The 17,022-nt window shown below is 73.3% G+C and carries 16 protein-coding genes; 8 read left to right on the top strand and 8 right to left on the bottom strand.

The window, feature by feature from the left end; genetic code table 11:
* The first annotated feature begins 137 nt into the window (after window positions 1-137).
* Entirely contained in the window at window positions 138-608 is a 471-nt protein-coding gene (locus tag D7D94_RS06795) for a carboxymuconolactone decarboxylase family protein (RefSeq protein ID WP_156241898.1), read from the top strand.
* Between the two features lie 47 nt (window positions 609-655).
* Entirely contained in the window at window positions 656-1,126 is a 471-nt protein-coding gene (locus D7D94_RS06790) for a ferredoxin reductase domain-containing protein (RefSeq protein ID WP_156241897.1), read from the top strand.
* Here D7D94_RS06790 and D7D94_RS06785 read toward each other — a convergent pair.
* From D7D94_RS06785 to D7D94_RS06765, 5 genes are all read right to left on the bottom strand, one after another.
* Window positions 1,116-1,574: a Fe-S oxidoreductase gene (locus tag D7D94_RS06785; RefSeq protein ID WP_173024246.1), complete on the bottom strand. Its 459-nt coding sequence runs from the start codon at window positions 1,572-1,574 to the stop codon at window positions 1,116-1,118. The two genes, D7D94_RS06790 and D7D94_RS06785, sit on opposite strands and share 11 nt — an antisense overlap.
* 51 nt (window positions 1,575-1,625) lie before the next feature.
* The gene (locus D7D94_RS06780; RefSeq protein ID WP_156241896.1) at window positions 1,626-2,351 is read right to left on the bottom strand and encodes a fumarylacetoacetate hydrolase family protein; all 726 of its coding nucleotides are present in this window, start codon (window positions 2,349-2,351) and stop codon (window positions 1,626-1,628) included.
* On the bottom strand, window positions 2,348-3,751 hold the full coding sequence (locus D7D94_RS06775; protein WP_156241895.1) for an MFS transporter: 1,404 nt from the start codon (window positions 3,749-3,751) through the stop codon (window positions 2,348-2,350). Before D7D94_RS06775 ends, D7D94_RS06780 begins: the two co-directional genes overlap by 4 nt.
* 91 nt (window positions 3,752-3,842) lie before the next feature.
* The gene (locus tag D7D94_RS06770) at window positions 3,843-4,619 is read right to left on the bottom strand and encodes an IclR family transcriptional regulator (protein WP_156241894.1); all 777 of its coding nucleotides are present in this window, start codon (window positions 4,617-4,619) and stop codon (window positions 3,843-3,845) included.
* 22 nt (window positions 4,620-4,641) lie between these two features.
* On the bottom strand, window positions 4,642-5,700 hold the full coding sequence (locus D7D94_RS06765) for a D-2-hydroxyacid dehydrogenase (protein ID WP_156241893.1): 1,059 nt from the start codon (window positions 5,698-5,700) through the stop codon (window positions 4,642-4,644).
* A gap of 96 nt (window positions 5,701-5,796) precedes the next feature.
* On the opposite strand from D7D94_RS06765, the gene D7D94_RS06760 reads away from it, so the two are divergent.
* Window positions 5,797-6,687, top strand: a complete 891-nt coding sequence (locus tag D7D94_RS06760; protein WP_156241892.1) for an NAD(P)-dependent oxidoreductase — start codon at window positions 5,797-5,799, stop codon at window positions 6,685-6,687.
* Window positions 6,688-6,690: 3 nt separating this feature from the next.
* Here the strand turns inward: D7D94_RS06760 and D7D94_RS06755 are convergent, their stop codons facing one another.
* From D7D94_RS06755 to D7D94_RS06745, 3 genes are all read right to left on the bottom strand, one after another.
* The gene (locus D7D94_RS06755) at window positions 6,691-7,512 is read right to left on the bottom strand and encodes an arginase family protein (protein WP_156241891.1); all 822 of its coding nucleotides are present in this window, start codon (window positions 7,510-7,512) and stop codon (window positions 6,691-6,693) included.
* Between the two features lie 127 nt (window positions 7,513-7,639).
* On the bottom strand, window positions 7,640-8,377 hold the full coding sequence (locus tag D7D94_RS06750; protein ID WP_156241890.1) for a PspA/IM30 family protein: 738 nt from the start codon (window positions 8,375-8,377) through the stop codon (window positions 7,640-7,642).
* A 55-nt stretch (window positions 8,378-8,432) separates the two neighbouring features.
* On the bottom strand, window positions 8,433-10,496 hold the full coding sequence (locus D7D94_RS06745; protein ID WP_156241889.1) for a TPM domain-containing protein: 2,064 nt from the start codon (window positions 10,494-10,496) through the stop codon (window positions 8,433-8,435).
* A gap of 155 nt (window positions 10,497-10,651) precedes the next feature.
* On the opposite strand from D7D94_RS06745, the gene D7D94_RS06740 reads away from it, so the two are divergent.
* The 5 genes from D7D94_RS06740 (at window position 10,652) to D7D94_RS06720 (ending at window position 16,908) form a co-directional block, all read left to right on the top strand.
* Window positions 10,652-11,485: a DUF3097 domain-containing protein gene (locus tag D7D94_RS06740; RefSeq protein ID WP_156241888.1), complete on the top strand. Its 834-nt coding sequence runs from the start codon at window positions 10,652-10,654 to the stop codon at window positions 11,483-11,485.
* Window positions 11,486-11,508: 23 nt separating this feature from the next.
* Window positions 11,509-12,234, top strand: a complete 726-nt coding sequence (gene trmB / locus D7D94_RS06735) for a tRNA (guanosine(46)-N7)-methyltransferase TrmB (protein WP_156241887.1) — start codon at window positions 11,509-11,511, stop codon at window positions 12,232-12,234.
* 28 nt (window positions 12,235-12,262) lie between these two features.
* On the top strand, window positions 12,263-13,129 hold the full coding sequence (locus tag D7D94_RS06730; RefSeq protein ID WP_156243357.1) for a CPBP family intramembrane glutamic endopeptidase: 867 nt from the start codon (window positions 12,263-12,265) through the stop codon (window positions 13,127-13,129).
* 532 nt (window positions 13,130-13,661) lie between these two features.
* The gene (locus D7D94_RS06725) at window positions 13,662-14,768 is read left to right on the top strand and encodes an FAD-dependent oxidoreductase (protein WP_156241886.1); all 1,107 of its coding nucleotides are present in this window, start codon (window positions 13,662-13,664) and stop codon (window positions 14,766-14,768) included.
* 46 nt (window positions 14,769-14,814) lie between these two features.
* The gene (locus D7D94_RS06720) at window positions 14,815-16,908 is read left to right on the top strand and encodes a RecQ family ATP-dependent DNA helicase (RefSeq protein ID WP_156241885.1); all 2,094 of its coding nucleotides are present in this window, start codon (window positions 14,815-14,817) and stop codon (window positions 16,906-16,908) included.
* The last annotated feature ends 114 nt before the right edge of the window (window positions 16,909-17,022 follow it).

Below are 17,022 nucleotides of genomic sequence, written 5' to 3'. Positions count from 1 at the left end.
GGCGGCTCTCGGGAAATCGGAGATCAAACTGCCAAGAAACAATCCCTCTTTGCTGGGCACTCTGAGGATTTCGCGCCCCCTTGATTGTGCGTTGTGGATTTCGCTCCTCCGCTGACCGGTGTCGCTAGGGTCGAGGCATGAGCGAGCAGCGCGTGCATCTGTCCAAGTCGGCGATCGAGGCGTACCGGGCGCTGGAGGCGTTCTCGCAGACGGTGGGACGCATTGCGGCGGACTACGGCATCGACGACCGGCTCAAGGAGCTCGTCATGCTGCACTGCTCGCAGCTCAATCGCTGCGCGTACTGCCTGCGCATCCACACCGATCGCGCGCTCGCCGCCGGGCTCACCGCCGACGAGATCACTCAGGTCTCCGCCTGGCGCGATTCGGGGGTGTTCACCGACCGGGAGCGCGCGGCTCTCGAACTCGCCGAGGCGCACACCTTCATCCACCGGGAGGGCATCTCCGACGAGGTGTACGAGCGGGTCGGCGGCGTGCTCACGGAGAAGGAGTACGTCGGTGTGAGCTGGCTCAGCGTGTCGATCAACGCGTTCAACCGCATCACCATCGCCGGCCGCTACCCGGTGCCGCCGCGCAAGCCCGCCGCCTGATCCGCTGAGGTAAGGCAACCCTTCGCCGGGTGTAGACTGGGTGCGTCATGGAGAGCACCGAGATCACCCCGCAGCACGGCGACCGCGTCTGCCGCGCCTCGCGCCACACGCGGGTGCAGCACCTCATCACGGCCGACGAGCACTCGCTCGTCGATCTCGAGACGCTCGTCGCGACGCTGCCGATCTGCTCGACCGGCCGCATCTTCATCGAGGTGCCCGACGCCTCCTGGATCGGCACGGTCACCGCGCCCGCGCGCATGGTCGTCACGTGGCTCGACCGCTCCCGTCGCAGTGGCGCCCCCGGCACCGGTCGTGCGTGCGCTCCCGGTCAGGCGCTCTCGCGCGCGGTCACCGCATGGGCCGACGAGATGATGTGCGTCGGCGACGACGCCACACGCGTCGCGCTGCTGGGCGGCTTCCTCGGCACCGCCGACATCGTCGAGCACCTGACCGGCGTCCTCGGGACACCGGCCGAGGCCATCCACGTGCCCGACGCGTTCGCCGGCCTCATCCGCTGACGTAGCCGCCCGCCTCGAGGCCCGCCTCGATCTCGAACCGGTTCCGCAGCGGGTCGCGCCCTGCCAGCAGGTACAGCAGCGGCATGAGGAATCCATAGCGCCGCCACTGCCGCTTGTGCACGGCCTCGTGCTGCAGCAGCCGGGTCGACACCGCGCGGTCTCCGGTGAGGAAGCAGCCGCCGACGCAGACGCCGCCGCGCGGGAAGGCCCACGACGGCAGGCCGCGGAAGACGACGAGACCCTCGCGCCGCTCGACGCGACCGCGGCTCCAGAGGGCGCCCCACAGCCATCCGATCGTCGTGCCCCACCCGTAGCCGACCGCGCTCACGGGCGAGTCGAGCAGCCAGGCGGGAATCCGCGCGTCGAGCCGGCGCCCGCGCTCGACGCGCAGGTCGGCGATCTCGCGCCAGTGCCGAGGAGCGGGGGCGGCGGGGAAGGAGATGCGCATGCCGCCATCCTCCCGCAGATCACGGGCGGATGGCGGCGGTGCGGCGGATGGTCAGCGGAAGCGGGTGCGGAGGGGGACGCCGGCGACGTCGATCTCGACGAGCGCTTCCGGCTCGATGGCGAAGGCGGACCGCGGCGCGCCCGTCATCACGATGTCGCCCGGCCCCAGCTCGACCCAGTGGGTCACGTAGGCGAGGCACTCCGCCGCGGATGCGGCGAGCTCATGGGAGCCGGTGCGCACGCGCTCGACGCCGTCGATGCGCACCGACATGTCCACGCGATCCAGATCGAACTCGGTCTCGATCCACGGGCCGAGGGGCGTGTAGCCGCGCCCGCCCTTCACCTCGAAGTTCTTCGGGTCCTCGCGGTCGGGGCTGGAGACGTCGTTCACCGCCGTCACGCCGAGCACGTACTCCGCGGCGTTGTCGACGGTGAGGCCGGCGGTGTCGCGGCCGATCACCAGAGCCACCTCGCCCTCGACCACGACCCGCCCCGCGTCGCGACGCGCGATGACGTCGACGCCGCTCGCGACGACCGAGCGGGGGCTCTTCAGCCACGCGACGATGCGGCCGCCTGGGGAGGCCGGCTGCCCGATGCCCACGATGACGGCGGGTGCTGTGGGCGCGAGGAGCTCCGCATCGGCCACGGGCGCGCCGAGCACCGCGGGAGGCGAGCCCGCCGCGAACGCCGTGAAAGGGTCGGCGACCGGCTGCCAGCCGCCCTCGACCGACGTGGCGAACCGGGGCCCGTCGGCGGTGGCGATGCGCGCGAGCCTCATCGGCCGTCCGCCACGACGACCGACACGAGGCCGGTGTCCTTCTCGTTCGTGGACAGGCGCAGGGCGTCCTCGGTGCGGAGCAGGTCGCGGCTGCGCGTCTCCGGGATGAGGAATGTGGAGGCCGTGGTGATCGCCGCCAGCGTCGCGAGGTACAGGCCCATGACGACCCAGTTGCCGTCGGTGAGGGTGAGCAGCCAGGTGCCGAGCACGCCCGCGAGTCCGCCCGCGAGCACCGCCGAGATCTCGCGCGCCATCGCGACGCCCAGGTAGCGGTGGCGGTTGCCGAACATCTCCGGCAGCAGCGCGCACTGGGGGCCGAGCATCGAGTTGACGGCGACGCCGAGGCCGATGGCGATGACGGCGATCGTCAGGACGGGGTTGCCCAGGGAGAGCATCCACCACGCGGGGAAGGCGAACAGGAGCATGAACACGGCGCCGAAGCGGTAGACCGGGCGGCGGCCGACGCGGTCGGAGATCGCGCCCGTCAGCGGCACCGAGAAGATGCCGATGAGCGAGCCGAGCGTCACGCCCCAGGTCGCGATGCCGCGGTCGACCGGGTTTGCGATGAAGGTGCCGGCGACGAAGGCGAGCGACACGTTCTGGAAGATGTACGACCCGCCGTTCTCGGCCATCCGAAGGCCGATGCCCGCGATCACGCCGGGCATGCCGCTCGAGAAGATCTCGCGGAACGGGTGCGACGCGACCTGCTCGTGCTTCTCGAGCTCGATGAAGGTCGGCGTCTCGCGCAGCCGCAGGCGGATGAACAGGGCGATGAGGATCAGCAGGAACGAGGACAGGAACGGCAGGCGCCAGCCCCACGCGAGGAACGCGTCCTCCGGCATCAGCGAGAGCGCGGAGAAGACGACCGCCGCGAGCAGGGTGCCGGCCTGGATCCCGATGAACGGCAGCGCGGAGAAGAAGCCGCGCCGGCGGACGGGCGCGTACTCGGCCATGAGGACCGTCGCTCCCGCCTGCTCGGCGCCCGCGCCGAAGCCCTGCAGCAGGCGCATGACGACGAGGAGGACCGCCGCCCACGCGCCCACGACGTCATAGGTGGGGAGCAGTCCGATCGCGGTCGAGGCGCCGCCCATGAGGAGGATGGTCACGACGAGCACCCACTTGCGACCGAGACGGTCGCCGATGGTGCCGAAGAAGAAGCCGCCGAACGGGCGCGCCACGAAGCCCACGCCGTAGACCGCGAACGCCCCGATGAGTCCGATGGCCGGATCATCCGGGTTGAAGAACAGGCGGTTGAAGACCAGCGCGGTCATCAGACCGTAGAGGGCGAAGTCGAAGTACTCCAGCGCGCTGCCGACACTGGAGGCCAGTGTCGCGCGCCGCAGGTTCGCGGCGTACTCCGGGTCGTCCTGGAAGCTCGTCGGGTTCGTGACCGTGCTCACGTCATCTCCTTCGATGAGACGCCCGTCGGATGACGAGCCGAAGCTACCGTACCATGCTTGGAACGGTGTGCAACAGGTTGAACACTCCCGCTCAGGCGCGCGCGGCGAGCGGGTTCGTCAGCAGCGCCGCCGCCTGCAGCAGGGCCTCGCCCACTTGGGCGACGCGCTCGGCGGAGGCGGTCCGTGACGGCAGGGCGGCGCCCATCGCGAGCGGAGGATCGCTCGGGTTCCACGGCGCGAGCGGCACCGCGACGCCGGTGAGGCCGACGAAGGAGCTGTTCTCGTCCACGGCGTATCCGCGGTCGCGCGCAACCGCGAGCACGGCCGTGAGCTCGGCGAGCCCGGTGACGCTGTGCTCGGTGACGGGGGCGAACGCCTCCGCCGGGAGCAGGTCGGCGATCTCGCGGTCGTCGATCCCCATGAGCAGCGCGCGCCCGGTCGCGCTCTGGGCGGCGGGGATGCGCGATCCGAGCGGCGTGCCGAGACGGTGCGGCGCGCGCCCCTCGTGGCGCGCGAGATAGAGCGCCTCCGCGCCGTCGAGCATGGCGATCTGGACGACCTCGCCGCGCAGCACCTCGGACGCCGCGCACACCGCGAAGAACTCGCGCACCTGATTGAACTGCAGGGCGAATGCGCCGCCCAGCTCGGCCGTGCGCCTGCCCAGTCGGTAGCCGCGCGCATCGCGCTCGATCATCCCGCCCTCCTCGAGGGCGGAGCAGAGGTTGGCCGCGGAGGACTTCGCGATGCCGACCGCGCGGGCGAGCTCGCTGAGGGTCATCGGGGCGCCGCCCGATTCGGCCAGCGCGGTGAGGACCCGCAGCGCTCGGGTGACGGCGGGGGCGGGATCGCGGTCGGGGGTGGCGGGCATGATGCTCCTTCTCGCGGCCTGCTCAGTAGAACTCGACGGTGTCGACGACGTTGCGCAGCGGCTCGCCGTCGAGGAACCGGCGCAGGTTGTCGAGGAACAGCCGCACGATCCGCGCGTCCTCCTGCGTGGAGAGCGCCGCCGTGTGCGGGCTCACCAGCACGCGCGGGTGGTCCCAGAGCGCGCTCGCATCGGGAAGCGGCTCCACCTCGAACACGTCGAGGGCGGCGAACGCGACGCGCCCGTCGTCGAGCGCAGCCAGGAGCGCCTTCTCATCGATCACGGTGCCGCGGCCGACGTTGGTCACGATCACCCCCGGCTTCACCGCACGCAGAAGCTCCTCGCCGACGAGGTGCTCGGTCTGCTCGGTGCCGGGCAGGGTCACCACGACGGCGTCGACGTGGGCGACGGCCTCGGTCAGCTCGTCGAGGGCGATGAGGCGGTCCACGCCCTCGACCGGATGGCCGGAGCGGCTCGTTCCCCAGACGGTCGCGCCGAACGCGGCGAAGCGCGTGGCGACGGCCTTACCGATGCCGCCGAGTCCGATCACGAGCACCGTCATCTCGTCGAGGTGGCGCATCGTCCACCGGTCGTCCCATGCGTGCTCGCGCTGCGCCTGCTGCAGGCGCGGCAGCTCCTTGGCGCCGGCGAGCACGCCGAAGACGGCGAACTCGGCGAGCGTGGAGCCGTGCACGCCGGCGCTCGTCGTGAACGTCACGCGGTCGAGCTCCTCGCGGGTGAGGCCCGCCGCCTTCACCTGAGCGCCGCCGCCCGCGGCCATCACCTGGACCCACCGCAGGCGCGGGTTCGCGCGCACGGTGCGCGCGAGGGCGCCGGCATCGGTGTCGGGGATGGAGAAGAGGATGTCCGCGGAGTCGACCAGGGCGTCGAAGGCAGCCTGCTCGTCGTCCGAGCGCACGTGGGCGGGGTCTCCGCCCCAGTCCGCCGGCCAGCGCATCGGACGGGGGAGGGCGTGGTCCCGGACGAGCTCCACCCGCGGCTCCTGGCGCTCGATCTCGCGACAGAGCTCCTCGGACAGGTCGGTGGCGATGACGACGCGCGGGCGTGCGGTCTGTTCGGTCATGACGATCCTCCTCGATGCGATGCGCGTCCAGCATACGCGGCGGACAGCTCGTCGAACGCTGTTCCACATCCTGTCCACGCGCACTAGGCTCCCGACATGACCGCTGCTCCTCCTCCCGCCACCCGCATCGGCGTCATGGGCCTCGGTGCGATGGGACTGCCCATGGCGGAGAACCTGCTGACCGCGCACGGGGCTCTCGCCATCACCGGGCGCACGCGCCGCTACCACGCGCTCGAGGAGCGCGGGGCCACGTGGTGCGAGACGCCTCGAGCCCTCGCCGCCCGGTCGGACGTCGTCCTGGCGATGCTGCCGGACCTGCCTGAGCTCGAGGCGGTGCTCGCCGGCGAGGAGGGGCTCGTCGCGGGCCTCGATCACCCGCTCGTCCTGCTCGTCGGGTCGACCTCGTCGCCGACCGGCGTCCGCGCGCTCGCCGCCGACCTCCACGCGCAGACGCGCGGGCTGCTGCACGTCGTCGACTGCCCGGTGTCGGGAGGGGAGGACGGCGCGGTCGCCGGGAGCCTGTCGATCATGATGGGCGGGGATGAGGCGGATACCGCGGTCGCCGCCCGCGCGCTCGCGCCGTGCGGCACGTCGGTGCGGCTCGGGCCGCTGGGCGCCGGCGAGGTCGCGAAGTCCTGCAATCAGCTCGTCGTCTCGGCGACGATGCTCGCGCTCGCCGAGGCGACCGTGCTCGCCGAGCGCAGCGGCATCGATCCGGCGGAGCTGTGGGACCTCCTCGGCCGCGGATACGCGGGGTCGAATCTGCTGAGCAGCCGTCGCGACAAGCTCGTGGAGCGCGACTACCGGCCATCCGGTGTCGCCAAGTACATGGTCAAGGACCTGCGGTTCGCGGACGACGTCGCGGCGGCGACCCGGACGCACCCGGTGCTGCTGCCCGCGCTGCGGGCGGCGTTCGACGAGCTCGTCGAGCGGGGCATGGGCGACGACGATCTCTCCGTCGCGCGGAAGCTCGTCGAAGACCGCTGACGGTCAGCGCGCGAGCGCGCCGACCACCCGCAGGATGGCCCCCATGTCGTCGACAGCGGCGGCGGGCGACGATGGCGCGAACCCCGCGATCGACGCGCCCGCGAGGGGGAGCTCCGCGCGCAGCGCCGCGATGCCCGCGACGACCTCGGCGGGCTCGAGGCCGAAGGGCGCGGGCGCGGTGACGCCGGACATGTGCGCGGGGTCGAGCACGTCGAGATCGACGTGCACATAGATCCGCTGCGCGCCGGTCGCGGCGACCGCCTCGACGAGCGCCGCGGGGGAGAAGTCCGCGCACGGCAGGTGGCGGATGCCGCTGGCCGCGATGAACGCGGCCTCCTCGTCTTCGAGCAGGCGCGCGCCGACGAGCACCACCCGCTCGGGAGCGACGCCGCCGCGCGGCAGGGCGAGGAGCGGCTCGCCGTCGCCGAGCACGCTGCGGAGGGCCATCCCGGAGTAGGCGCCCGAGGGAGACGTGGACGGGTCGTGCAGGTCGGCGTGCGCGTCGAACCACACCACGGCGAGGTCGTCGCCGGCGACCCGGCCGATCGCGGGGACCGCGACGCCGCAGTCGCCGCCCACGACGACCGTGGTGTCGTCGCCCGTCGCCTCGTCGAGAGCGGCCGCGACGGCCTCGCGCACGCGCTGCAGCGCGCTGGCGCGCAGCACGCCGGTGCCCTGCGCGTCGCCGGCTTCGAGGGGCACGGGCACCGCGGTGCAGGCGGAGCGGGGGAGGTCGCCGGCGATCGCCTCGGCGCCGTCGATGTGCGCCATCGCGCGGGAGGAGGGCGATCCCTGCCACTGCGGGACGACGAGGAAGCGTGCCATCCCTCCATCCTGCCCGCGCCCGACGCCGTGCGCGAGCCCGATGCCGTGCGCGCGTCTGGCGTCGAGCCGGCCCGAACGCGGCGATGCCGCCCGCCCCGGAGGGCGGACGGCATCGACGGCGAACGGGTCAGGCGCCGAGCTGGCCCTGCGGCTGGCCGCCGGCCTTCAGCGCGGCCAGGCGCGCCTCGACCTCGGTGAGCTCGCCGACATCCTCGAGGGACTCGAACTGCGCGTCGAGGCTCGACGCGGCGATCTCGGCCTTGCCGGCGGCGAGGGCCTCCTGACGGCGGACCTTGTCCTCGAAGCGGCCCAGCTCGCTGGTGGGGTCGAGCACGTCGATCGACTTGACCGCGTCGTGCACCTTGTTCTGCGCCTCGGCGGTCTTCGCGCGCGCGAGCAGCTCGGCGCGCTTGCCCTTCAGCTGCTCGAGCTTGACCTTCATGCCGTTCAGCCCGTCCTTGAGCTTGTTCACGACCTCGGTCTGCTGCTGGAGCGCGGGCTCGACGGCCTTGATCTCGTTCTCGGTCGAGACCTGGCGCTGCAGGGCGACCTTCGCGAGGCTGTCGAACTTGTCGGCGTCGGCGGTGTTGCCCCCCGCCCGCAGCTCGTCCGCCTTGCGGCTCGCGGCGAGTGCCTTGTTGCCCCACTCGGCGGCGGTCTGGCGGTCCTCGGCGGTGTCGCGCTCGAGCAGGCGCAGGTTGCCGATCGTCTCGGCGATGGCCGCCTCGGCGTCGGCGATGTTGTTCGTGTAGTCGCGGACCAGCTGGTCCAGCATCTTCTGCGGGTCCTCGGCCTGGTCGATGAGTGCGTTGACGTTCGCCTTGATGAGGGTCGAGATGCGTCCGAAGATCGACTGCTTGGTCATCGGTGTTCCCTTTCGGTTGTGGTCTGGTTCGTCGCGTGATGAGTGTCGTGGGGCGTCAGAATCGGCCACCTCCTCCGCGTCCCGAGCGTCCGCCGCCGCCGCCGAAGCTGCGGCCGCCGGAGCGCCCGGACCGGCCGCCGAACGAGCCGCCGCGCCCGGAGCGCGTCGAGCCGCCCAGGCCGCCGCCGAGCATGCCGCCGAGGCCGCCGCCCAAGCCGCCGCCGAGCATGCCGCCGCCCCAGCCCGAGGTGGAGCGCCGCCCGCCGCCGCCGAGCGAGCTGCCGATGAGGCCGCCGATCAGCCCGCCGACGATGTCGCCGCCGATGCCCCCGCCCATCCCGCCGCCGCCGAGCATGCCGCCGCCCATGCCGCCGGTGAAGACGCTCATGTCGTTCTGCATGAGGGAGATGGCGTCGCCCGCGAGCCGCAGCGCGGACTGCGCGTGGGTGAGGGACGCGGCGGGGTCGGCCTGCTGCAGGCTCTCGGCGCGGCTGAGCTCGGCGCCCGCCTGCGCGAGCCGGGTGCGGGCGTCGGCGCCGACGCCGCCGCGGCGGGCGGAGAGGTACTGCTCCGCCGTCGACACCTGGCTGCGGGCCTGGATGAGGGTCTGCGCGAGCATCTGCTCGGCGCGGCGCCCGCGCTGGGCGGCATCGCGACCGCCGGCGAGCGCGCGGTCGATCTCGTCGTCGGCCTTCTGCAGGGCCTCGAGCATCGCCAGGGGGCGGCGGGCGGAGCCGGAGAGGTTCTGCCGGGCGGTCTGCACCTGCTGCTCGGTGCGGGCGACGGCCGCGGCCAGCTGACCGTCGCCGTCGGGCAGCTGCCGCGCGGCCGCCATGTCGCCCTCGAGCTCGAGGATGAGGTCGGCCGCCTGGCGCTCGCCCTCGCCGAGGGCGGCGCCGAGCTCGTCGACGGCGGTGCCGAGCTGGCGCGCCTGTGCGATGGCCTGCTCGGCATCGCGGATGGCCACGGCCGCCTCGCCGCCCTCGCCCGCGCCGATCGCGATCTGCGCGGATGCGAGCTGCTCGTCGGCGAAGGTCAGCCGGGCCTGCGCCTGCTCGGGGTTGTCGGCCACCGTGGCGAGCGCCTCGGGTGCGTACCGCGCGCCGAGATCGGCGAGCGAGCGCTGCGCCTCGGCGACCACGCCGTTCGCCTGCGCGCGCTTCTCCTGCGCGTGCGCGAGCGCCTCGGGGGCGTTCTGCTCGAGCTGCCGCAGCTGCGCGAACGCCTGCGCCTTGTCGGCGAGGGAGCGCTCGGCCTGCTCGCACAGCGACACGATCTCGGCGTTCCACGCGCGGACGTCGGCGGGAGCGTCCTCCTCGGCGTCGTCGAGCTGCTGCTTGCGCTCGAACGCGCGCGAGAGCGAGGCCTTGGCGGCGGCCAGCGCGTCGCGGAACTCCACGGTCGCCTCGTCGCCGAACTGCGCGATCGCGAACCCGAGCTCCTGCTCGCTGGACTTCACCGCGTCGTCGGTGGAGATGAGGGCAGCCGCCGCGCGGCGCTGCAGCTCGTCGAGCGGGATCTCCGGCTCGACGGGCGGCGCGCCCGCCGCCTGGGCAGGGCTGCGCTTGCGGGAGACGAGGACGAAGACGATGACGATGCCGGCGACCACGACGAGGCCGATGATCCACGGCCATCCGCTGCTGCCGCCCCCGGAACGCGACTCGAGGCCATCGGCCGCCACGTCGACGGCGCCGGCCCAGTCGCCCTGCCCGAGCACGTCGAAGAGGTCCTGCTCGATGGCGCCGAGGCGCTGATCGCTGACCGGTCCGTCGGCGGGAGCCGAGATGTAGAGCTGACGGCCCTCGGTGGCGATCGCGAGGAGGTACTGGGTGCTGCCGAGGCCGTTCCGGTCGGCGGTCGTGTCGGCCCACGCGACGGCGTCGGCCGGGTTCTCGAAGTCGTCGACGTAGACGACCCACAGGCCGAGGTCGGTGTCGGCGCTCAGAGCGGCGAGGCGCTCCTGCGCCGCCTGCTCCTCGGCCGGAGTGAGGACATCGGACCCGTCGTACACGTACGAGTCGTCGAGTGAGACGGGATCCTCCGCGAACGCGGCGGACGCGGTGCCGCCGAGGAGCAGCGTCAGTCCGGCGCCGAGCGCCACGGTCCATCTCGCCCGCATGGCGACATCCCCTCCGCGGGCGGCCACGGGCCCGCGTTCCGATCCTATGCACGTCGCGGCATGCGATGGAAGGCGCGCGTTTTCGCTGGGAGCGGATGGCGGTGCGCCGTCGGATCGTGCGATGTGCGTGGTGGGATGGATGGCTGGAGGACGCTATGGACGACAGGTACGGCACGGATGTGCTCGCGGCCGGATGGCGCGACAAGGGGAAGAAGACGTCGAAGCCGGTTCCCGCGGAGCTGGATCTCGTCGTCGAGGTGGCCGGCGACGGCTACTGCGGCGCCATCACGCGCGTGGAGAACGGCAGCGTCGAGCTCGAGGACTGGAAGGGCCGGAAGCGCGTCTTCCCGCTCGGTGCCGGGTTCCTCCTCGAGGGCGAGCCCGTCGCGCTCGTCGTGCCGTCGGCCGCGCCGCAGGGCCGCCGCCGCACCGCGTCCGGATCCTTCGTCGTCGAGGACCAGCGCGCTCGCGTCGCGCTGCCCAGCCGCATCCTCGTCGAGGGCAAGCACGACGCCGAGCTCGTGGAGAAGGTCTGGGGCGCCGACCTCCGCGTCGAGGGCGTCGCGGTGGAGTTCCTGCAGGGCGTCGACCTGCTGCACGAGCTGCTCGAGGAGGAGCCGCCGTCGCGGAAGCGCCGCTACGGGGTGCTCGTCGACCACCTCGTGCCGGGGTCGAAGGAGTCCCGCATCGCGGAGCAGATCGCCCGCGGACGCCACGGCGCCCACGTGAAGATCGTCGGCCATCCGTTCGTCGACGTGTGGCAGTGCGTGAAGCCGCAGGCCGTCGGCATCCCGCGCTGGCCGGTCGTGCCGCGCGGCATCGACTGGAAGACCGGGATCTGCCGGGGGCTCGGCTGGCCGTCGGAGACCAAGGAGGACCTCGGCCTCGCGTGGCAGCGGATCCTCTCGCGCGTCACGACCTACCGCGACCTCGAGCCCGAGCTGCTGGGACGGGTCGAGGAGCTCATCGACTTCGTGACGGAGCCCTGAGGGTCGAACCGTAGTCTGGAACCATGCCCGAACCCCGCACGTTCCGCGACCATCCCGTCTCGTTCGTCCGCCGCAGCGGGCGGATGTCGGAGGGCCAGGAGCGGGCGTGGGCCGAGCTCTCGCCGACCTACTTCTTCGACGTCCCGCGCGCGGTCGCCTCGACCTCCGTGCACCCCGACGCGCGCTTCGTGCCCGCCGACGAGTTCGGCCGCGACGGCCGCTTCGTCGTCGAGATCGGCTCCGGCCAGGGGCACGCGATCATCCACGCCGCGTCGACGCACCCCGACACCGACTTCCTCGCCGTGGAGGTGTTCCGTGCAGGACTTGCGCGCACCATGCTCGACGCCGACGCCGCGGGGGTCCGCAACCTCCGCCTCGTCGAGGCCAACGCCCCCGAGGTGCTCGAGGTGCTGCTGCCGGAGGGCGCGGCCGACGAGGTCTGGATCTTCTTCTCCGACCCGTGGCACAAGAAGAAGCACACCAAGCGCCGCATGATCCGCCCGGGCTTCGGCGCGACGGCCGGCCGCGCCCTCCGCGACGGCGGGCTCCTCCGCCTCGCCACCGACTGGGAGGACTACGCCCGCCAGATGCGCGACGTCCTCGACGCCGCGCCGGAGTTCGAGCGCGCGTTCGACGGCGACTGGGCCGAGCGCTTCGACGGCCGCATCATGACCGCGTTCGAGCGCAAGGGCATCGAGAAGGGGCGCGACATCCGCGACCTCGTCTACCGCCGCGTCGCGAGGGGCTGAGCGGATGGCCGGGGCCCGGCGGGCGCGGATGGCCGGGGGAGCGGACACCCCGCTGCGCGCGCTGCCGCTTCTCGCCGCGCTCATCGTGTGCCTCGCCGCACCGGCGTTCTTCGTGCTTCTCACGCCGTGGCTCGGCTGGCTGCTGCTGGCCGCCGGGCTCGCCGTCGCGATCGTTGCGGACCGCCGGGACGGCATCACCCCGTGGCGGCCGGTCGCTCCGCCATCCGGCCGGCCCCGGCCATCCCTCGCCCGCGACCTGTCGCTCGTGGCCGCGGGGATGCTCATCGTCAGCTCGATCCCGCTCGCGGCCGAGCTCGACAACGCCGCGATGGTGCGGTTCACGGTCGCGCTCGGCGGCGCGGTCGTCGTGCCGTACGTGGTGTCGCGGTTCGTCTACGGGGACCGCGCGACGAGCTTCCCGTGGCGGGGCGGCGGACGCTGGAGCCGCCTGCAGTGGGCGTGGCTCGCGGCGGTGCTCGCGCTGGCCTGGCTGATCCTGCCGTTCTACTTCATCACGTCGGGGGTGTACCGCAACTGGCCCGTCGTGGACACCGGCGACCTCATCGCGCGCCTGTTCGTCGGCGTGGGCGCCGTGGGCATCTGGGACGAGCTGTTCTTCATCTGCACGGTGTTCGCCCTGCTGCTGCGGCACTTCCCGATCGCGGCCGCCAATGTGCTGCAGGCGATCGTGTTCGTGTCGTTCCTGTGGGAGCTCGGATACCGCGCGTGGGGCCCGGCGCTGACCATCCCGTTCGCGCTGCTGCAGGGGTGGATCTTCCTCCGCACGCGCTCCCTCGCCTACGTCGTGACCGTGCACCTGCTGTTCGACGCCGTGGTGTTCCTGGTGATCGTCCACGCGCACAATCCCGGGGCCGTGCCGTTCTTCCTCGTGTGACGGGGCGGGTGCCGGGGCGCGGGGGTGGGCGAGGGCGTCGCGGGTGCCGTCGCGGGCGGGGCCGTCGCGGGCCATCACCGTCGCTCCGAGACCGCGTGCCCCACGCCCGGTGCGGGAGCGGAGACGCAGGGTGCGAGCGTTCGCGCAGTCTCGAGCTGCTGTCCGCGAGCGTTCGCTCGGGTTGAGAGCGCCGGCGAGGTCTCGGAGCACCGATGCGGTCGACGAGCGCCGGTGCCGTGCGCGAGCGAGCGCGCGGGCTCGGCTGCCCGAGCGGCCACGAACCCGCGCCCACGCTCCGAGACCGCGTGCCCCACGCGTGGCGCGGGAGCGAGGACGCACGGCGCGAGCGTTCGCGCGCTCTCGGAGCGGCACCGCGGAACGCGAGCGCCCGCGCGCACCCGGAGCCGCCGCGCGCACCCGGAGCGCCCGCGCAGCGTCGGCCGAGCGCAGCCGGACCGATAGCGTGGAGCGTCGCCGCGGGGACGGCGCGACCGGCGCGGACAGCGCAGACGAACGGATGAAGGGCGGGCGGATGGCGGAGCGGATCGACGTCGAGGTGGTCGTGATCGGCGGCGGCGTGGTCGGAGCATCGGCAGCCTGGGCGCTCGCGCGGGACGGCCGGGACGTGGCGCTCCTCGAAGCAGGCGAGCCGGCCCATCCGCTCGGCGCTTCGCACGCGTCGACCCGCAACTTCAACCCGTCGTACGCCGAGCCCGCGTACCTGCGCCTGCTCACGCGCGCGCTGCCGCTGTGGCGCGAGCTCGAGGACGAGTCGGGGGAGACCCTCCTCGAGCAGACCGGCATCGTCAACCGCGGTCCGTTACCCGACCGCGCGCGGCTTCTCGAGAACGCGCCCGCCGCCGGCTTCGACGTCGAGGTGATCCCGCCCGGCGAGGCCGCGCGGCGCTGGCCCGGCATGCGCTTCGCGAGCGACTCGCTCTTCCTTCCCGCCGGCGGACGCCTCTGGGCGGAGCGCGCCGTGCGCGCCTTCCACGCGGTCGCGGGGCGCGACGGCGCCATCGTGCGGCACCGCACGGCTGTCGATGGCATCCGCGTGCTCGGCGACGACGCGGTCGAGGTCACCGCCGGCGACCTCGTCGTGCGCGCCCGCCGCGCGGTCGTCGCCGCGGGAGCCTGGTCACGGGAGCTCCTCGCCGGTCTGGTCGACCTGCCGCTCCGCGTGACGGAGGAGCATCCCGCCCACTTCGCGCTCGCCGCGGGCGACGACGGCAGCGGATGGCTCAGCTTCAATCACCGGGAGGAGCCGTCGGGCTTCGGATGGCTGGGCCCGATCTACGGGCTCGTCTCGCCCGGTGAGGGGCTGAAGATCGGATGGCACGGCGCCGGTCCCGAGGTCACGCCCGCCACGCGCACCTTCGCGCCCGAGCCGCATCTCGTCGACGCGCTGCGGGCGTACGTGACGGAGTGGATGCCGGGCGCGGACGCCGATCGGTTCGAGTTCCTCTCCTGCACCTACACCTCGCGCGAGGGCGAGGACTTCATCCTCGACACCGCCGGCCCGCTCGTCATCGCCGCCGGGTTCGCCGGTCACGGCTTCAAGTTCGCGCCCGCGCTCGGCGAGCACCTCGCGGCACTCGCCACCGGTGGCCAGCCCGACCCGTTCTTCGCGCTCCGGTAGGGGAGCGCCCCGGCTCGGTGTCAGAGGCCCGTGCGAGGCTGGAGACATGACCGACGACGCCCTGCGCACATCCGCTCTCGTCGCCCTGCGCCGGCTCGTCGGCCGGGACGACGCCGACTTCCACGAGGGACAGTACGAGGCGATCGAAGCGCTCGTCGGCGGGCGGCGCCGAGCGCTCGTCGTCCAGCGCACCGGGTGGGGCAAATCGGCGGTGTACTTCGTCGCCACACGCCTGCTCCGCGACGCCGGAGCGGGGCCGACCGTCCTCGTCTCGCCGCTCATCGCTCTCATGCGCGATCAGATCGCCGCCGCTCAGCGCGCGGGCGTGCGGGCCGTCGCCATCAACTCCACCAACGCGCACGAGTGGACCGAGGTCCTCGCACAGCTCGACGCCGACGAGGTCGACGTCCTCCTCGTCTCGCCCGAGCGGCTCAACAACCCGTCGTTCCGCGACGAGCAGCTGCCCGCCCTCGTGCGCCGCATCGGCATGCTCGTCGTCGACGAGGCGCACTGCATCAGCGACTGGGGGCACGATTTCCGACCCGACTACCGGCGCCTCCGCGACCTGATCGCGCAGATGCCGCCGACGGTGCCCGTCCTCGCCACGACCGCGACCGCCAACAGCCGCGTGGTCGCCGACGTCGTCGAGCAGCTGGGGGCGGATGGCGTCACCACGATCCGCGGACCGCTCGCGCGATCCTCGCTGCGGCTGAGCGTCCTCCGGCTTCCCGACGCGACGGCCCGCCTGGCCTGGCTGCTCAGCCACCTCGACGAGCTGCCGGGTTCGGGCATCATCTACACCCTCACCGTGGCCGCGGCGAACGACACCGCGCGGCTCCTCCGCGACCACGGCCACGAGGTGCGCGCCTACACCGGGCAGAGCGACGCCGACGAGCGCGCGGAGTCGGAGGCCATGCTCAAGCGCAACGAGGTGAAGGCGCTCGTCGCGACGAGCGCGCTCGGCATGGGGTTCGACAAGCCCGACCTCGGCTTCGTGCTGCATCTCGGGGCGCCGTCGTCGCCGGTCGCGTACTACCAGCAGGTGGGGCGCGCGGGCCGTGCGACGGAGTCCGCCGACGTCGTGCTGCTCCCCGGCCCGGAGGATCGCGACATCTGGCACTACTTCGCCACCGCGTCGATGCCCGACCAGGAGCGGGCCGAGCGCGTGCTGTCCGCGCTCCGCGATGCGCACGGGCCGCTCTCGACCGTCGCCCTCGAGGCGCTCGTCGACATCCGCCGCACGCCGCTCGAGCTGCTGCTGAAGGTGCTCGACGTCGACGGGGCCGTGCGCCGCGAACGGGGCGGATGGGTCGCGACCGGCGAGCCGTGGACGTACGACGCCGAGCGCTACGACCGCATCGCGGCCGAGCGCCGCGCCGAGCAGGAGCACATGCTCGAGTACCAGACGACGACCGCGTGCCGCATGGAGTTCCTGCAGCGCCGGCTCGACGACGACACCGCCGAACCCTGCGGCCGGTGCGACAACTGCGCGGGGCCGTGGTTGTCCGCCGAGATCGGGCAGGCCGTGTCGGCGTCGGCCGCGTCCGCGCTCGACCGCGTCGGGGTGCCCATCGAGCCGCGGCGCCAGTGGCCCTCGGGTCTCGACCGGCTCGGCGTGCCCCTCAAAGGACGCATCCCCGCCGAGCAGCAGGCCGCGGAGGGGCGAGCGCTCGCACGCCTCACCGACCTCGGCTGGGGCGGCGCCCTCCGCGAGCTCTTCGCCGCGGGCGCTCCCGACCAGCCGGTGCCGCAGCGTCTGCTCGACGCGTGCGTGCGCGTGCTCGCCGGGTGGGGATGGCAGGAGCGGCCGGTCGCCGTCGTGTCCGTTCCCTCGCGCTCGCGTCCGCAGCTCGTCGCCTCGACCGCGCAGGGAATTGCCGGCATCGGACGCCTGCCCTACCTCGGCGCGCTCGCGCTCGACCCCGCCGCGCCGGTCGGACGCCCGGGCGGCAACAGCGCCTTCCGCGTCGCGGACCTGCATGGCCACCTGTCCGCCGCGGGCGTCGACGTGCCGGCCGGCCCCGTGCTCCTCGTCGACGACCTCGCCGACAGCCGCTGGACGCTGACCCTCGCCGCCCGCGAACTCCGCGCGGCCGGAGCGACGGCCGTGCTTCCGTTCGCCCTGGGCCTGCGCGCCTGACCCGCGGAGCGTTCGCGCTTCACCTGCTGCGCCGCGCGCCGGACACGCCGCAGGAGATCCGGTCGGCCCCGGCCATCCGGATCGCGGAAACACGCGGCTGTCAGCGCCGAGCGG

Source organism: Microbacterium oryzae (genome assembly GCF_009735645.1).
In the GTDB taxonomy this organism is placed as follows: domain Bacteria; phylum Actinomycetota; class Actinomycetes; order Actinomycetales; family Microbacteriaceae; genus Microbacterium; species Microbacterium oryzae.
This window is presented reverse-complemented; position numbering and strand designations above follow the sequence as displayed.

What these genes read in the sequence shown, in the direction of transcription:
- D7D94_RS06790 (WP_156241897.1), top strand. Translation starts at nt 656, where the DNA reads ATGGAGAGCACCGAGATCACCCCGCAGCACGGCGACCGCGTCTGCCGC.
- D7D94_RS06780 (WP_156241896.1), bottom strand. Translation starts at nt 2,351, where the DNA reads ATGAGGCTCGCGCGCATCGCCACCGCCGACGGGCCCCGGTTCGCCACG.
- D7D94_RS06760 (WP_156241892.1), top strand. Translation starts at nt 5,797, where the DNA reads ATGACCGCTGCTCCTCCTCCCGCCACCCGCATCGGCGTCATGGGCCTC.
- trmB (WP_156241887.1), top strand. Translation starts at nt 11,509, where the DNA reads ATGCCCGAACCCCGCACGTTCCGCGACCATCCCGTCTCGTTCGTCCGC.
- D7D94_RS06755 (WP_156241891.1), bottom strand. Translation starts at nt 7,512, where the DNA reads ATGGCACGCTTCCTCGTCGTCCCGCAGTGGCAGGGATCGCCCTCCTCC.
- D7D94_RS06750 (WP_156241890.1), bottom strand. Translation starts at nt 8,377, where the DNA reads ATGACCAAGCAGTCGATCTTCGGACGCATCTCGACCCTCATCAAGGCG.
- D7D94_RS06740 (WP_156241888.1), top strand. Translation starts at nt 10,652, where the DNA reads ATGGACGACAGGTACGGCACGGATGTGCTCGCGGCCGGATGGCGCGAC.
- D7D94_RS06745 (WP_156241889.1), bottom strand. Translation starts at nt 10,496, where the DNA reads ATGCGGGCGAGATGGACCGTGGCGCTCGGCGCCGGACTGACGCTGCTC.
- D7D94_RS06725 (WP_156241886.1), top strand. Translation starts at nt 13,662, where the DNA reads ATGGCGGAGCGGATCGACGTCGAGGTGGTCGTGATCGGCGGCGGCGTG.
- D7D94_RS06785 (WP_173024246.1), bottom strand. Translation starts at nt 1,574, where the DNA reads ATGCGCATCTCCTTCCCCGCCGCCCCCGCTCCTCGGCACTGGCGCGAG.
- D7D94_RS06720 (WP_156241885.1), top strand. Translation starts at nt 14,815, where the DNA reads ATGACCGACGACGCCCTGCGCACATCCGCTCTCGTCGCCCTGCGCCGG.
- D7D94_RS06765 (WP_156241893.1), bottom strand. Translation starts at nt 5,700, where the DNA reads ATGACCGAACAGACCGCACGCCCGCGCGTCGTCATCGCCACCGACCTG.
- D7D94_RS06730 (WP_156243357.1), top strand. Translation starts at nt 12,263, where the DNA reads ATGGCCGGGGGAGCGGACACCCCGCTGCGCGCGCTGCCGCTTCTCGCC.
- D7D94_RS06770 (WP_156241894.1), bottom strand. Translation starts at nt 4,619, where the DNA reads ATGCCCGCCACCCCCGACCGCGATCCCGCCCCCGCCGTCACCCGAGCG.
- D7D94_RS06795 (WP_156241898.1), top strand. Translation starts at nt 138, where the DNA reads ATGAGCGAGCAGCGCGTGCATCTGTCCAAGTCGGCGATCGAGGCGTAC.